This window comes from Stenotrophomonas sp. CASM114 (assembly GCF_049384325.1).
Taxonomy (GTDB): Bacteria; Pseudomonadota; Gammaproteobacteria; order Xanthomonadales; family Xanthomonadaceae; genus Stenotrophomonas; species Stenotrophomonas muris.
Genome location: NZ_JBMRGJ010000004.1, coordinates 145,657 through 161,239, shown reverse-complemented (window position 1 = coordinate 161,239; position 15,583 = coordinate 145,657). Strand labels below are relative to the sequence as shown.

At 69.7% G+C, this 15,583-nt stretch carries 14 protein-coding genes; all 14 read left to right on the top strand.

All coding sequences use genetic code 11. The features are described from left to right. The 14 genes from VG566_RS06735 to VG566_RS06670 all read left to right on the top strand — a co-directional run bounded on the left by VG566_RS06735 (position 1) and on the right by VG566_RS06670 (position 15,574). Positions 1-942: an acyltransferase gene (locus tag VG566_RS06735; RefSeq protein WP_014648845.1), complete on the top strand. Its 942-nt coding sequence runs from the start codon at positions 1-3 to the stop codon at positions 940-942. Next, positions 932-2,482: an HAL/PAL/TAL family ammonia-lyase gene (locus VG566_RS06730; protein WP_032960620.1), complete on the top strand. Its 1,551-nt coding sequence runs from the start codon at positions 932-934 to the stop codon at positions 2,480-2,482. Before VG566_RS06735 ends, VG566_RS06730 begins: the two co-directional genes overlap by 11 nt. Beyond that, positions 2,469-2,900, top strand: coding sequence for an acyl-CoA thioesterase (locus VG566_RS06725; protein ID WP_032960618.1), 432 nt, complete (start codon positions 2,469-2,471; stop codon positions 2,898-2,900). The genes VG566_RS06730 and VG566_RS06725 overlap by 14 nt, the downstream gene beginning before the upstream one ends. Next, on the top strand, positions 2,897-3,526 hold the full coding sequence (locus tag VG566_RS06720; protein WP_032960616.1) for a LolA family protein: 630 nt from the start codon (positions 2,897-2,899) through the stop codon (positions 3,524-3,526). The genes VG566_RS06725 and VG566_RS06720 overlap by 4 nt, the downstream gene beginning before the upstream one ends. Next, positions 3,519-5,873: an MMPL family transporter gene (locus VG566_RS06715; protein ID WP_032960614.1), complete on the top strand. Its 2,355-nt coding sequence runs from the start codon at positions 3,519-3,521 to the stop codon at positions 5,871-5,873. The genes VG566_RS06720 and VG566_RS06715 overlap by 8 nt, the downstream gene beginning before the upstream one ends. Before the next feature lie 52 nt (positions 5,874-5,925). Next, positions 5,926-7,176, top strand: coding sequence for an NAD(P)/FAD-dependent oxidoreductase (locus VG566_RS06710; protein ID WP_014648840.1), 1,251 nt, complete (start codon positions 5,926-5,928; stop codon positions 7,174-7,176). Next, a complete protein-coding gene (locus tag VG566_RS06705; protein ID WP_014648839.1) occupies positions 7,164-7,721 on the top strand; it encodes a DUF3261 domain-containing protein in 558 nt (185 codons plus the stop codon). The genes VG566_RS06710 and VG566_RS06705 overlap by 13 nt, the downstream gene beginning before the upstream one ends. Then, positions 7,718-8,902 carry a beta-ketoacyl-[acyl-carrier-protein] synthase family protein gene (locus tag VG566_RS06700; RefSeq protein ID WP_241884660.1) on the top strand — a complete coding sequence of 395 codons (1,185 nt, stop codon included), beginning with the start codon at positions 7,718-7,720 and terminating at the stop codon, positions 8,900-8,902. Before VG566_RS06705 ends, VG566_RS06700 begins: the two co-directional genes overlap by 4 nt. Then, entirely contained in the window at positions 8,899-9,354 is a 456-nt protein-coding gene (locus VG566_RS06695; protein ID WP_069117654.1) for a hypothetical protein, read from the top strand. The genes VG566_RS06700 and VG566_RS06695 overlap by 4 nt, the downstream gene beginning before the upstream one ends. Continuing rightward, the gene (locus VG566_RS06690) at positions 9,351-10,082 is read left to right on the top strand and encodes a 3-ketoacyl-ACP reductase FabG2 (protein WP_032960607.1); all 732 of its coding nucleotides are present in this window, start codon (positions 9,351-9,353) and stop codon (positions 10,080-10,082) included. The genes VG566_RS06695 and VG566_RS06690 overlap by 4 nt, the downstream gene beginning before the upstream one ends. Further along, positions 10,082-11,320, top strand: a complete 1,239-nt coding sequence (locus VG566_RS06685; protein WP_014648835.1) for a beta-ketoacyl-ACP synthase — start codon at positions 10,082-10,084, stop codon at positions 11,318-11,320. The genes VG566_RS06690 and VG566_RS06685 overlap by 1 nt, the downstream gene beginning before the upstream one ends. Positions 11,321-11,381: 61 nt before the next feature. Beyond that, positions 11,382-11,822: a hypothetical protein gene (locus VG566_RS06680; RefSeq protein ID WP_032960605.1), complete on the top strand. Its 441-nt coding sequence runs from the start codon at positions 11,382-11,384 to the stop codon at positions 11,820-11,822. Positions 11,823-11,982: 160 nt separating this feature from the next. Beyond that, positions 11,983-12,243 carry a YcgL domain-containing protein gene (locus VG566_RS06675; protein WP_032960603.1) on the top strand — a complete coding sequence of 87 codons (261 nt, stop codon included), beginning with the start codon at positions 11,983-11,985 and terminating at the stop codon, positions 12,241-12,243. Continuing rightward, a complete protein-coding gene (locus tag VG566_RS06670) occupies positions 12,236-15,574 on the top strand; it encodes an ankyrin repeat domain-containing protein (RefSeq protein ID WP_241884659.1) in 3,339 nt (1,112 codons plus the stop codon). The genes VG566_RS06675 and VG566_RS06670 overlap by 8 nt, the downstream gene beginning before the upstream one ends. Positions 15,575-15,583 lie beyond the last annotated feature (9 nt).

The following is a 15,583-nucleotide window of genomic DNA, read 5'->3' as shown; positions in this document are numbered from 1 at the left end:
ATGGCGGCCGCGCAGGGTGCCCCGCACTGGGCCGACATCGGCGAATCGACGTCGGTGGCCGGCGTGCTGTTCCTGTGCTGGGTGCACCGCTGGTTCGGGCGCTGGCCGTTCCGCCTGTGCGTGTGGCCGGTGGTGGCCTGCCATTGGCTGGGCAACCGTATAGGGCGCCAGGCTTCGATGCAGTACCTGCAGCGGCTGCAGGCGCACAGCGGCGTGCTCGGCCGCGCGCCGACACGGCGTGACAGCCTGCGCCACTTCTTCGCCTTCGCCGATACGATGCTGGACAAGATCCTCGGCCTGGGCGGGCGCTACCCGGCCGAACGCATCCACCTGCATCGTGACCTGGTACTGCAGAAGATCGCGCGCCGCGAGGGCGGGCTGATCCTCACCGCGCACATCGGCTGCCTGGAGCTGTGCCAGGTGCTGGCCGAACAGGTGCCGGGGTTCCGCATCACCGTGCTGGTGCACACCGCGCATGCGCAGCGCTTCAACCGCCTGCTGCAGCGGCTGGACCCGCTGGCGGCGGTGGAACTGGTGCAGGTGACCGAAATGGGGCCGGCCACCGCGGTGATGCTGGCCGAGCGCGTGGCGGCGGGGGGCTTCGTTGCCATCGTCGGCGACCGCACGCCGGTACAGGGTGGCCGCAGCGTCACTGCCGATTTCCTGGGCCACCGCGCGCCGTTCCCGATCGGCGCCTATGTGCTCGCCGCGGCGCTGGGCTGCCCGGTCTACACCATGGCCTGCCTGCACGAGGGCGACGGCTATCGGGTGGCATTCGAACAGTTCGCCGAACGCATCGTGCTGCCGCGTGGCTCGCGCGACGCCGCGCTGGCCGAACAGGCACAGCGCTTCGCGCGCTGGCTGGAACTCCAGGTCATCCAGTCCCCGTTGGACTGGTTCAATTTCTTCCCCTTCTGGGATCAGGCTCCGCATGACGACTGACGCCGTACCCGTGTGCCGCTTTGGCGACGCACCGTTGACCATCGAAGACGTGGTTGCCCTGGCCCAGCGCCAGTGCGAGGCCGCACTGAGCGACGCGCCGGCGTTCCGCGCGCACATCCAGCGCGGTGCCGACTTCCTCGACCGCCTGCTGCGCGAGGACGGCGTGATCTACGGCGTGACCACCGGCTACGGCGACTCGTGCACGGTGAACATCCCGCCGGCGCTGGTGGCGGAACTGCCGCACCACCTGTACACCTACCACGGCTGCGGCCTGGGCCGTTACCTGGACCCGGTCGAGACCCGCGCGGTGCTGGCCGCGCGCCTGGCGTCGCTGGTGCGCGGCATGTCCGGCGTCAGCGTGCCGCTGCTGGAAGGCCTGGCCACGCTGCTGCAGCACGACGTGCTGCCGATGATCCCGGCCGAAGGCTCGGTCGGTGCCAGCGGCGACCTGACCCCGCTGTCGTACGTGGCGGCGGTGCTGTGCGGCGAGCGCGAGGTGCTGCATGACGGCCGCGTGCAGCCGGCGGCCGAAGTGCTGGCGAAGATCGGCATGACCCCGCTGAAGCTGCGGCCGAAGGAAGGCCTGGCGATCATGAACGGCACCGCGGTGATGACCGGCCTGGCCTGCCTGGCCTGGCAGCGCGCCGATTACCTGGCGCGCATGGCCACGCGCCTGACCGCGTTCAACGTGCTGGCCAGCGACGGCAACGCGCACCACTTCGACGAAACCCTGTTCGCCGCCAAGCCGCACCCGGGCCAGGGCCGCATCGCTGCGCGCCTGCGCAGCGACCTGCACAGCGAACGCCCGCCGCGCAACGAACAGCGCCTGCAGGACCGCTATTCGCTGCGCTGCGCGCCGCACGTCATCGGCGTGCTGGAAGACAGCCTGCCGTTCCTGCGCCAGCTGATCGAAACCGAACTGAACAGTGCCAACGACAACCCGCTGATCGACGCCGACGGCGAGCGCATCCTGCATGGCGGCCACTTCTACGGCGGCCACATCGCACTGGCGATGGACACCCTGAAAAACACCGTGGCCAACGTTGCCGACCTGCTCGACCGGCAGCTGGCGCTGGTGGTGGATGCCCGCTACAACCATGGCCTGCCGGCCAACCTGTCGGCGGCCACCGGCCCGCGCGCGGCCATCAACCATGGCCTGAAGGCGCTGCAGATCAGCGTGTCGGCCTGGACTGCCGAAGCGCTGAAGCAGACCATGCCGGCCAGCGTGTTCTCGCGTTCCACCGAGTGCCACAACCAGGACAAGGTCAGCATGGGCACCATCGCCGCGCGCGACTGCCTGCGCGTGATCGAGCTGACTGAACAGGTGGTGGCCGCGATGCTGATCGCCGCCCGCCAGGGCCTGGCGCTGCGCGAACGGGTTGGCCTGAACGCGCAGCTGCATGGCAGTCTGGCCGACATGTACGCCGACCTGGGGCAGCGCATCGCCCTGGTTGAAGAAGACCGCGCGCTGGATCGCGAACTGCGGGAACTGCTGGTGGAGATCCGCGCGCAACGTTGGGAGCTGTATGCCGGTGAATGAGGCCATCGAACGGGTTGGCGAAATTGCGTTGACCCCTGCCTTCCATGACTGCGATCCGATGAACGTGGTCTGGCATGGCAACTATTTCAAGTACTTCGAGATCGCGCGCTGCGCGCTGCTCGGGCGCTACGACTACGACTACCCGCAGATGCTCGAATCGGGCTACCTGTGGCCGGTGGTCGATGCGCGGGTGAAGTACGTGCGCCCGCTGCTGTTCAACCAGGCGCTGCGCGTGGTCGCGCGCATCGTGGAATGGGAGAACCGGCTGAAGATCGAGTATGAAATCCTCGATGCGCAGAGCGGCCAGGTGCTGACCCGCGCGATGACCATCCAGGTCGCGGTGGACGCGGCCAGCAAGGAAATGCTGTACCAGTGCCCGCCGGTACTGTGGGAGCGCCTGGGAGTGCCTGCGCCGTGAACCCCCTTGTCCGTCTTTCGAGCGTGCTGCTGTGCGCGCTGATCTTCGTTGCCGCACCGCAGGTGCAGGCGGCCGACCCCGCCATCGATGCGATCACCCAGGCGGTGGCGCGGCCGGACGTGCTGCGTGGCCAGTTCAGCCAGGAAAAGCAGGTCAGCGGCTTCAGGAACCCGCTGCGCTCGCAGGGCCAGTTCGTGGTCGCGCGCCAGCACGGCGTGATCTGGACCACGCTCAAGCCGTTCCCTTCCGAAGTGGTGGTCACCGCCGACCGCATCCTGAGCCGCCAGCGCGATGGCAGCACCCGTGTCGAGCTCGATGCACGGCAGCAGCCGGCGATGCGTTCGGTGAACGCGATCATGTTCGCGCTGATGAGTGGCGACGTGCAGGCGCTGTCCAGCCAGTTCAACGTGGCGGCCAGCCGTGAAGGGCAGGGCTGGCGGCTGCGGCTGACGCCGAAGTCGGCGATGCTGGCCAAGGCGTTCCAGTCGCTGACCCTGCAGGGTGACCGCTACGTGCGCCAGGTCGAGATCGTCGAGGCCAACAAGGACCGCACGCAGATCCAGTTCAGTGCATTGAGCGAGGCGCCGGCCACCCTCACCGCCGACGAGGCACGCCGCTTTGAGTGAGGCCGTCGCATCGAACGCACCGGAGCGGCTGCGGCGCTGGTGGCACTGGCTGGGCATCGCCTGGCTGTTGCTGCTGCTGGTACTGGGCGCGCAGCAGTGGCACCTGTGGAGCCAGCAATCGCGGATCGACACCGACATCCTCGCGCTGCTGCCGCAGGATGCGCATGACCGCCTGTTGAGCGACGTCACCCGGCGCATCGCCGACGGCAGCTCGCGGCAGGTGGTGGTGCTGCTGGGCAGCAGGGACGGCGCTGCCGCCAAGCGTGCGCAGGCGGCCTTTGCCGCGGCCATGGCCAAGGACACTGACCGAGCCCTGCTGGTGCCCAGTGGTTCGATCGAAGGCTGGTTCGATGAGGCGCGCGCGTTCTACGCGCCGTACCGCGACCGCCTGCTGACGCCGGCCCAGCGCGAGCAGCTGCAGGGCAGCGAACCGGGCGCGTTGGCCGAGCAGGCGTTGGCCGCGCTGTACGGCCCGATGGGCGCTCCGCGCCTGACCGACTGGCGGCAAGACCCGTTGTCGTTGTGGCCGCAATGGTGGCAGCAGCAGGCGCAGGGTTCGGGGTTGCGGCTGGGCGATGACGGCCTGCTCGAAGCCGAGGGCAGGCACTGGGCCGTGCTGCAGTTCGATACACCGGGTTCGGCGTTCCAGCTCGACGGTGAGCGTCATCTCGACGGCCTGCTGGAACGTGCCGGGCGGGCTGCCAGGGCGGCAGCGCCGGAGCTGGAAATCCTGCATGCCGGCGTGCCGCTGCACGCCGAGGCGGCCGCGGTGCAGGCCAACCAGGAGATCAACACGATCGGCTGGGGCTCGCTGGCCGCGGTGCTGCTGCTGGTGTGGCTGGCGTTCCGTTCGCTGCGGCCGATCCTGCTGGTCGCCGCGTCGTTGCTGATCGGTTGTGGCGTGGCGCTGGCGGTGACCGTGCTGGTGTTCGGCAAGGTGCACGTGCTCACCCTGGTGTTCGGTGCGTCGCTGGTGGGCGTGGCCGAGGATTACGGCATCCACTGGTTTGCCTCGCGCCAGGCCGAGCCGGCCGATCGCCGCTGGAAGCTGCTGCGGCACCTGTTGCCGGGCCTGTGGCTGGCCTTGCTGACCAGCGCGCTGGCCTACCTGGCTCTGGGCCTGGCCCCTTTCCCGGGCCTGCGCCAGATGGCGCTGTTCTCGGTGGTCGGTCTGGCCGCCGCCTTCCTCACGGTGATCTTCTGGTTCCCGTGGCTGGATGGCGGCGAGATCCGCCAGACCCGTTTCTCGCAGTGGCTGGGCAACACGCTGGAGCGCTTCCCGCGGTTGCATGGCCGCCGGCCGGTGACGGTGTTCGTGGTGATCACGCTGGCGCTGTCTGCCATCGGCATCGCCCGCCTGCACAGCAATGACGACCTGCGCAGCCTGCAGTCCTCACCGCCGGCACTGATGGCCCAGCAGATCCGCCTGAGCCAGCTGCTGGGCATGCCCAGCCCGGCGCAGTTCTATCTGGTGCAGGGCAGTGACGCTGCACAGCTGCTGCAGCGCGAAGAAGCACTGACCGAACGCCTGCGTGTACTGGCCAACGACAAGCGCATCGGCGGTTACCGCGCGATCAGTGACTGGCTGCCGTCGCCGGCACGCCAGCAGGCCGATGCGGCGCTGACCGCCAAGGTGGAACCGGGCGTGCTGCAGGCCGTGTCCGATGCGGTCGGAGAACCCTTGCCGCGCCCCGACTTCGCCACCACGCCGCTGACCGCGGAGGCGTTCCTGGCCTCGCCGGCGTCGCAGCCGTTCCGCCACCTGTGGGTGGGTGAGGTCGGTGGGCAGATGATCAGCGTGGTGATGGTCGATGACCTGTCGCGCGCCGATGCGCTGGCGACCCTGCGCGGGGCGGCCGAAGGCCTGCCCGGCGTGCGCTGGGTGGACCGCACCGCCGACTTCTCGCAGCTGCTGGGCCACTACCGCAAACTGATGGGGGGGCTGCTGCTGGTCGGCATCGTGCTGGTGTTCGGCGCGCTGTGGCTGCGCTACCGCCGCCAGGCCTGGCGCGTGTTCGCGCCGACCCTGATTGCCGGTGCGTTGACCCTGGGCCTGCTGGGCCTGTTCGGCCAGCCACTGCAGCTGTTCAACGTGCTGGCACTGATGCTGCTGCTGGGCATGGGCATCGACTACGGCATCTTCCTGATCGAGCACCGCGGCGATGCCAGTGCCTGGCTGGCGGTGTGCGTGGGCGCGGCCAGCACCTGGCTGTCGTTCGGCCTGCTGGGACTGTCGCAGACCCCGGCGCTGCGCGCGTTCGGCCTGACCCTGCTGTTCGGCATCGGCCTGGTCTGGCTGATCTCGCCGCTGTTCCGGCCGCCGCCGCATGATCTGCCGCGGGCCTGAGCCTGCTTCCGACTTCCTTCTTTCCACTTGATCGAGCAACAAGGACGCACCGATGAATACTGCTGTGGATGCTGTCGAACGTACTGAAATCCTGATCATCGGTGCCGGCCCGGCCGGCTCCGTGGCTGCGGCGATGCTGCGCCAGCAGGGCCGCCAGGTGCTGATGCTGGAGCGCCAGCAGTTCCCGCGCTTCTCCATCGGCGAAAGCCTGCTGCCGCAGAGCATGGAGTACATCGAGGCCGCCGGCCTGCTGCAGGACGTGGTCGAAGCCGGCTTCCAGCACAAGAACGGCGCGGCCTTCGTGCACGGCGAAGCGCGTACCGCATTCGACTTCAGGAAGAAGTTCTCGCCGGGCTGGGGCACCACCTACCAGGTGCAGCGCGCCGACTTCGACAACGTGCTGGCGCGCGGTGCCGAGCGCATGGGGGCCACGCTGCGTTTCGGTGATGAAGTGCTGTCGGTCGAAGCCGGCGAGCAGCCGGCGGTGACGGTGCGCCGCCCGGACGGCAGCGAGTACCGCATCGAGGCCGATTTCATCCTCGACGCCTCGGGCTTCGCACGCCTGCTGCCGCGCCTGCTGCAGCTGGAATCGCCGTCCAACTTCCCGGTGCGCGGGGCGATCTTCTGCCACGTGCGCGACAACATTCCGGCCGAAGCGGACTTCGACCGCAACAAGATCCTGATCACCACCCATCCCGAGCACGTCGACGTCTGGTACTGGACAATCCCGTTCTCCAACGGCTGCTGCTCGCTGGGCGTGGTCGCCGAACCGTCGTTCTTCGAGCGCTACGAGGGCGACGACCTGCAGAAACTGCAGGCCATCGTCGGCGAGGACCCGAACCTGACCCGGCTGCTGGCCAATGCCGAATGGGCGGTGCTGCCGGTGCGCCGCATCACCGGCTACTCGGCCAATGTCAGTTCGTTGTGGGGGCCGGGCTATGCCCTGCTGGGCAATGCCGGCGAGTTCCTCGACCCGGTGTTCTCGTCCGGCGTGACCATCGCCTTCAAGTCCGCGCAGCTGGCCAGTGCATGCCTGGCGCGCCGCTATGCCGGCGAAGCCGTGGACTGGGAAGCGGAGTTCTCGGTCCCGCTGCGGGCGGGCGTGAAGACCTTCCGCCGCTTTGTCGAAAGCTGGTACGAAGGCGGTTTCCAGAAGATCATCTACCACCCGCAGCAGCAGCCCGAAGTGCGCGACATGATCAGCTCCATCCTGGCCGGTTACGCCTGGGACACCAACAACCCGTACGTGGCCGATGACAGTGGCCGCCGCATGCGCGTGCTGGAGCAGCTGTGCGGCGCCTGATCGCCCCTGCGACAGCACTGCTGCTGAGCCTGCTGCTGGTGGCCTGCGCCGGCCGCATGCCGAAGCCGTTGGTGGAACTGCCGCCGCTGCGCCTGTCGCCGGCCAGCCTGCCGGCGCCGCTGGCGTTGCAGCAGCAGTTGCATTTCCGGTTCGGCACGCATGAGCGCGACCTGGATGCACTGCTGGAAGCCGATGCGCAGCAGGTGCAGCTGGCGGTGCAGGCGATGGGCCAGACCGGCGTGCGCCTGCAGTGGGACGGCCGGCAGCTGACCCAGCAGCGCGCGCCGTGGCTGCCGCCGCAGGTGCGCGCCGAGCGCGTGCTGGATGACCTGCAGTTCGCGCTGTGGCCGACCGCAGCCATCGCGGCCGCGCTGCCAGCCGGCTGGCAGGTCCGTGACGATGGCCATCAGCGCAGCCTGTCGCGCGACGGCACGGTGTGGCTGCAGCTGCAGCGCCTGGACGATGGCAGCGTGCAGCTGGACAACCGGGCCGAAGGCTATGCGCTGCGCATCGAATCGATCGACATGGCCGGGCCGGATCGATGAGTGCACCGATCTACCTGAACGATCTGGGCGTGGTCTGCGCGCTCGGCGATGGCCGCGACGCGGTGGCTTCGGCGATGTTCGCCGGCGTGCCGGGCGGGCTCAGCGACAACGATACCCTGCTGCCGGGGCAAACCCTGGCGCTGGGGCAGGTGCGTACACCGCTGCCGACGCTGGAAGAACTGCCGGCCGCCCTGCGCGGGCGCAACAACGCCCTGCTGGACGTGGCACTGGCGCAGATCGCACCGGCGGTGGCCGCCGCGATCGCCCGCCACGGCGCCGAACGCGTGGCGGTCGTGCTGGGCACCAGTACCTCGGGCATCGGTGAATCCGAGCAGGCCCTGCGCACCCATGCCGACCAGGGCCAATGGCCGCCCGGGTTCGATTACGCCCAGCAGGAAATGGGTACTGCCGCGCAGTTCGTGCGCCAGCGCAGCGGCGCTCAGGGGCCGGCGTGGACCCTGTCCACCGCCTGCTCGTCCAGTGCCAAGGCACTGATGTCGGCTGCACGCATGCTGCGGGCCGGTATCGTCGACGCCGTGATCGCAGGTGGCGCGGACTCGCTGTGCCGCTTCACCGTGGCCGGCTTCAGCGCGCTGGAATCGGTGTCGGCCCTGCGCTGCAATCCATTCTCGCAGCACCGTGCCGGCATCAACATCGGCGAGGGTGCCGCGCTGTTCCTGCTCACCCGCGAACCCGGCCCGGTATGCCTGGCCGGCTGGGGCGAATCGGCCGACGCGCACCATATGTCCGCCCCCGATCCGCAGGGCCTGGGTGCCATCGATGCCCTGCAGCAGGCGCTGCAGCGCGCCGGCTGGGCGGCCGATGAAGTGGACTACGTGAACCTGCATGGCACCGCCACCGGCCACAACGATGCGATGGAAAGCCTGGCGGTGTCGCAGGTGCTGGGCAACCAGGTGCCGGCCAGTTCGACCAAGCCGCTGACCGGCCATACGCTGGGTGCTTCAGGCGCGATCGAAGCTGCACTGTGCTGGATCGTGCTGGCCGGGAACCCGCAGCAGCAGCTGCCACCGCACTGGTGGGACGGCGTGGCAGACCCCGCGCTGCCGGCACTGCCGCTGGTCGCACCGGCCACCCGCCTGGCACAGGCACCGCGGCGTGTGCTGAGCAATTCGTTCGCCTTCGGCGGCAGCAATGCCGTGCTGGCGCTGGAGCGTCGATGAACACGCTGTACGCGATCGAAGAGGTGGTGCCGCACCGCCAGGACATGTGCCTGCTGGAGCGCATCACGCACTGGGACCAGGACACCATCGAGGCCGAACTGGTGGTGCCCGACGCGGGCCTGTTCGTCGAGGAGGGCCAGGTGCCGGCGTGGGTCGGCATCGAATACATGGCGCAGGCCATCGCGGCCTGGGCCGGTTGCCGTGCGCGTGCGACGGGCAAGCCGCCGCAGTTGGGCTTCCTGCTTGGCAGCCGCCGCTACAGCAGCCCGCGCAGCAGCTTTCCCAGCGGATCGCGGCTGCGCGTACAGGCGCGCTGCGAGCTGTTGGGTGACAATGGATTGGGGATGTTCGCCTGCCGCATCCTGGCAGGCGAGGACGAATGGGCGACAGCCAACGTGTCGGTGTTCGAACCGGCCGATGCGATGGCCTATCTGGAGAGTGGACAGGCATGACAGGGAATCGAAGCGTGCTGGTGACCGGCGCCAGCCGGGGCATCGGCCGGGCCATCGCGCTGCGCATCGCGCGTGACGGCTTCGACGTGGTGGTGCATTGCCGCAGCCGCCTGGATGAGGCACAGGCCGTGATGGCCGAGATCCACGCGTTGGGCCAGCAGGCCCGCGTACTGATGTTCGACGTGGCTGATCGCGAGGCCGCACGCGCTGTGCTGGAGGCCGATGTCGAAGCGCACGGCGCGTACTACGGCGTGGTCTGCAACGCCGGCATCGCCCGTGACGGTGCCTTCCCGGCACTGTCAGCGGAGGATTGGGACCAGGTCATCCACACCAACCTGGACGGTTTCTACAACGTACTGCATCCGCTGATCATGCCGATGGTGCGCCGGCGCAAGCCTGGCCGCATCATCACCCTGTCGTCGGTGTCCGGACTGGCCGGCAACCGCGGGCAGGTCAATTACAGCGCCGCCAAGGCCGGCATCATCGGTGCCACCAAGGCCCTGGCGCTGGAACTGGCCAGCCGCCAGATCACCGTCAACTGCGTGGCCCCGGGCCTGATCGAGACCGAAATGCTCAACGATGAAGTGGTTGAACACGCGCTCAAGCTGATTCCCGCCGGCCGCGTCGGTCGTCCCGACGAAGTGGCGGCCACGGTGGCGTTCCTGCTGTCCGAGCCGGCCGGCTACATCACCCGCCAGGTGATCTCGGTGAACGGAGGCATGATCTGATGGCCGCCGATCGTCGCGTGGTGGTCACCGGTGCCGCCGCCATCAGTCCGCTCGGCCACGACTGGCCGACCATCGAGGCACACCTGCGCAGCTGCCGCAATGCGGTGCGTGCGATGCCCGAGTGGGATGTCTATGCCGGGCTGAACACCAAGCTGGCCGCGCCGGCGCAGGATTTCGAGCTGCCGCCGAACTACAACCGCAAGACCACCCGCTCGATGGGCAAGGTCGCGATCATGTCGGTGCGCGCCACTGAGGTGGCACTGCGTGAAGCCGGCCTGCACGAGCATCCGGTGCTGCGCAGCGGCCGTACCGGCGTGGCCTACGGCTCGTCCTCGGGCAGCCACGAGGCCACCGGTGAATTCGGGCGCATGCTCAACGAGTTCACCACCGATGGCATCAGTGCCACCACCTACCTGAAGATGATGAGCCACACCGCGCCGGTCAACATCGGCGTGTTCTTCGGCCTGTCCGGGCGCGTGTACACCACCTCCAGTGCCTGCACCTCCGGCAGCCAGGGCGTGGGTGCGGCCTATGAAGCGATCCGCAGTGGCAAGCAGACGGTGATGGTGGCCGGCGGTGCCGAGCAGCTCGATGCCACCGCAGCGGCGGTGTTCGACACCCTGTTCGCCACCAGCGTTCGCAACGATGCGCCGCAGACCACCCCGCGCCCGTTCGATGCCGGCCGTGATGGCCTGGTGCTGGGCGAGGGCGCCTGCACGCTGATCCTGGAAGACCTGGAGCACGCGCAGGCGCGCGGCGCCACCATCCTTGCCGAGGTGGTCGGCTACGGCACCAACAGCGATGGCCAGCACGTCACCCAGCCCAGCGCCGACACCATGGCCCAGGCCATGCGCCTGGCGCTGGAGGATGCCGGCCTGGACGCGGCGCAGATCGACTACGTCAACGCCCACGGCACCGCCACCGACCACGGTGACATCGCCGAAACCCAGGCGACCGCGCAGGTGTTCGGCAACCGCGTGCCGATCAGCTCGCTGAAGAGCTATGTCGGCCACATGCTGGGTGCCTGTGGCGCGTTCGAGGCCTGGCTGAGCATCCAGATGATGCGCGCCGGCTGGTTCGCGCCGACCCTGAACCTGGCCGAGGTCGACCCGCGCTGTGGCCAGCTCGACTTCATCACCGGGCAGGGCCGCGAACTGCAGGCCGAGTACGTGATGAGCAACAACTTCGCCTTCGGCGGCATCAACACCTCACTGGTGTTCCGCCGCTGGAGCGAGTGATCCACCGCCCCACCGCACTGTTTCCGCCATCCACCCGCACCCCTGACAAGGAGAAGTTTCGATGCGCCGCACTCTCATGATCGCCACTGCCACCGCGCTGCTGGCCCTGACCTCCACCGCCTCTGCCCGCGATACCCGCGTCGAGCAGTCCCTGCAGGAGCTGGTCAGCTCGCAGGCTGCCAAGGACGCCGGCATCGACGGCAGCGTGCGCTTCTACCTGGCCGGCCAGCCGGTCAGCGTGCAGCAGCGCCTGGGTGAAGACGTGACCAACAAGAAGACCAACGCCGCCAACAAGAGCGATGCCGAGGCCTGCCGCTGGGTCGCGCTGTCGGCGCTGCGCGCGCTGCAGGACGGCGCCAGGTCGCGCGGCGCCAACGCCGTGGTCGACATCGTCAGCTACTACAAGAAGAACGAGTTCAAGAGCAGCACCAATTACGAGTGCTACGCCGGCACCATCCTCGCCGGTGTCGCGCTGAAGGGTACCTACGCCAAGGTCAAGTAAGCGCCCGCGTGGCGGCGGCGTTGGCTGAACGTCGCCGCCACATTGCTGAACCTCGCAGGGGAAACGCCGCCGATCGCGCCGCCATCGTCGGCTGACGGCTTTCCCCGGTGTCGGCTTTCCGACACAATCATGGCTCTTCCCGGGTTATCGTCCCGCGGACATGCACGCCTACGTCTATAAAAGCCAACTCAAGCCGGACACCTACGTCTACGTTCCCCGACGCGATGATTTCAGCGCGCTGCCCGCGCCGCTGCTCACCTCGCTGGGGACGCTCGCCTTCGTCCTGGAGGTGGCCCTGGATGTCCAGCGCCGCCTGGCCCAGGCCGATCCTGAAAAGGTCCGCAGCGAAATGAGCGAACGCGGGTTCTACCTGCAGGTACCGCCGTCGGTGGCCAGCCTGATGCCGCGACACTATGACTGACACCTCCCGTCCGCGTGCCCTGTCGATCGCCTTCGCCGTGGGTGCCATGCTGGCGTTGGGCGCCGCGGTGGGCGGTGTGCCGGGTGCCATCCTTGCCGCACTGGCGCAGCCGGCGTTCGCGCTGGGCGTGTCGTGGTGGCGTCGCAGCCGTGCGCTGCTGCCGCTGAAGGTGGTCGCACGCCAGGACCTGCCCGCACTGCTGGCGCTGTGGGCTGCCGCGCCATTGCTGCTGGCGCTGCTGCTGGCCTGGCCGCTGGCGGCCCTGCGTGACAGCGGCAGCCTGGCGGCGGTGCTGGGCCTGAGCGTGCTGGTCAGTGCCGGCCTGCTGGCGGCCTGGCGCACCTGGCCGCTATGGAACGATGTCGAACGCCTGGATGGCAGCCTGGCCCAGCACTGGCAGGCGCTGGCCGGCCGCGACCTGACCGCCTGGCGTGGTCTTGGCGTGGCCGCGCTGGTGATCGCCTTGGCCGCACTGGTGGTGCTGCCGGCCTGGCCGGGCCTGTTGCCGGACGGCGCACGCTGGCCCGCCGCACTGGCGGTCGTGCTGCTGTCGCCGGCGCTGCACCTGCTGCTGCAGCGGGTCGCGCCCGCGCCGCTGGTGTCGCTGCGCCCCAGCCCGTTCGCCGCTGCCAGCAGCGAACAGGAACCGATGTTCCCTGCTGCGGCCGAAACCGCGCCGCTGGAGGCGATGGCGCCGCAGGAACTGACACCGGCCCTGTATGAGGCCGCGCGCCAGGGCCGCGTCGACCGCGGCCTGCAGCTGCTGCAGGCCGGTGCTGATCCGTATGCGCTGCCGGACCCGAACTGGCGTGACCAGCGCAGCCTGGCGGTGCTGGCGGCGGTGCTGCCGGACCTGCGCCTGCTGCGCGAGCTGATTGCCCGCGGCGTAGATGTGAACGCGCCGCACCGGGGCATGACCCCGCTGCTGGCCGCCACCCGTGACAGCTGGCATGGCCGCCCCGAAGCGGTGATGACCCTGCTCGCCAACGGTGCCGATTCGCGTGCCACCGACAGCGATGGCAACACCCCGCTGCACCATGCCGCACGCAGTTCCGACCCGGGCGTGGCCGCGCTGCTGCGCGATGCCGCCGCCGAAGTCGATGCGCTGAACCGTGAGGGCTGGTCGCCGCTGGCGGTGGCCTGCCAGGTCGGCAACTGGCGCCTGGCCCGCTTCCTGCTCGAGCGCGGTGCACGCAGCGAACCGGCCGATGGCACCCCGGTGCTGCTGGCCGCCGCCGCCACCGAGGACGACGATCCGGCCGGCGTGCAGCTGCTGCTCAAGCACAAGGCACGCGCCGACGCGCGTGATCGCCAGCGCCGCAGCGCGCTGCACGAGGCAGCGCTGGCCGGCCACGTGGAGATCATCGGCGTGCTGCTGGGCGCCGGCGCCAACCTGGAAGCGCGCGATGCACTGGGCCGCACGCCGTGGCTGGAAGCCGCCCGTGCCGGCCGTGCCGCCGTGGTCGAGCACCTGCTGCCGCACAAGCCGGACCTGGTCGCGGTGGACGGCGAAGGCCGCAATGCGGTGCAGCTGGCAGTGATGGCCGAGGATGTCTCGCCGCTGCTGATCAAGCGCCTGGTGGAACTGGGCATCGCCGCCGACGCCACCGACCCGGTTGGCCGCCGCGCGGTGGACTATGCGGCCGAAGCGGGCCGCTGGGCGATCGTGGCCCTGCTGGACCCGTCCTATCCGCTGCCGGCAGCCGTCAGTGATGGCCTGGCCGAGCGCGGTGAAGCGGCCAGCGCCAGCGGCCTGTTGCCGGACCGTCCGCCGCTGACCCTGCTGCGCGAAGCGCTGGGCTTCGGCAACACCGATGGCATGGCCGCGCTGGCCAGGCTGTGCCAGCCGGAAGAACTGGGCGGCCTGCTGCTCGATCCGGAGCTGGCCCTGGAGCCGCGCGCGGTCGATTGGCTGCTGGCCCACGGTGCCGATCCCTATGTGCGCGACGCCTGCGCCGATACGCCGATGTTCGCGCTGCTGTCGCGCGGCATCGACGCGGTGCCGGCGCTGCAGGTCATGCTGCAGCGCGGCCTGTCGCCGGCCGGGCGCGGTGGGCTGGCACGCTTCCTGGCCGCCTGCGCACAGCACGACCAGGCCGCCCGCGGCCTGGAACAACTAGCTCTGGAACTGCTGGAGCGTGGCGCCGATCCGTTCGCCGCTTCGCCGGCCGGTGACCCACCGCTGTCGCTGGCGGTACGCCTGGGCTGGCTGCGCCTGCAGCAGGCCCTGCTCAAGGCCGGTGTCGATCGCGAAGCGCGCGACAGCCATGGCATGACCGCACTGCATCTGGCCACCGCCCTGGCCCGCGAAGGCGCGCTGAAGCTGCTGGTGCAGCACGGTGCCTCGCCGGAAGCACGTGCCGCCGACGGTCAGACGCCACTGGGCGTGGCGCTGTCGATCGGTCGCCGTGACCTGGCCGATTGGCTGGACTGGCGGGTGTGGCCGCTGCCGCGCCGTACCCTGCGCGAGGCCGATCTGCCGGCCGCTGCGATGGACGGTGATGTGGACGCCGTGCGCCGCCTGATCGATCTGGGATTTGCCGTCGACGCGGTCGACGCACAGGGCTGCACCGCGCTGCTGCGTGCGGCCGGTGGTGGCCACCTGGCCGTGACCGACCTGCTGCTGGCGCGCGGTGCCGATCCGCAGCACGCCGCTGCAAGCGGTGCGACGCCGCTGTCGGCGGCGGTCAGCATGCGCCAGGTCGACATCGTTTCGGCCCTGCTCGATGCCGGCGCCAAGCTGGAACACCGCCTGCCGGGCGGGGTGACCGTGCTGATGCTGGCCTCGGCGCTGGGCCTGCCGGACATCGTCGCGCGCCTGCTCACTGCCGGTGCCGACGTGCATGCCGGTGACGCGCAGCAGCTGGGCCCGCTGCACTGTGCCGCGCTGTACGGTTTCAGTGCCCGCGACCGCTCGCGCCTGCTGGCCCTGCTCGACACCCTGCTGTTGGCGGGCGCCGAGCCGGACCAGGCCGCCGCCGGTTCGGTCACGCCGCTGCTGCTGCTGCTGGGCGCACGCGCCGAGCCGGGTACCGCCTGCGACGAGCAGGTGGTGATGGCGGCGGTAGAGCGCCTGCTGGACGAGGACGTCAGCCTGGACGTGCGCGATCCGCGCGGCTTCGGCCCGCTGCATCTGGCCGCCCTGCATGGACTGCCGCTGCTGGTGCAGCGCCTGTTGCGCGCCGGTGCCGATCCGGAAGTGCGCGACAGCCTCAACCGCAGCCCGCGCGAGATCGCGGTGATGCGCGGCTTCATCGACGTCGCTGGAGAGTTCGAACCGCGCGTGCCGGGCGTTTCGTCGATGGCGCGGTTCCTGCGCGACAACGGTTGAGCACCGGGA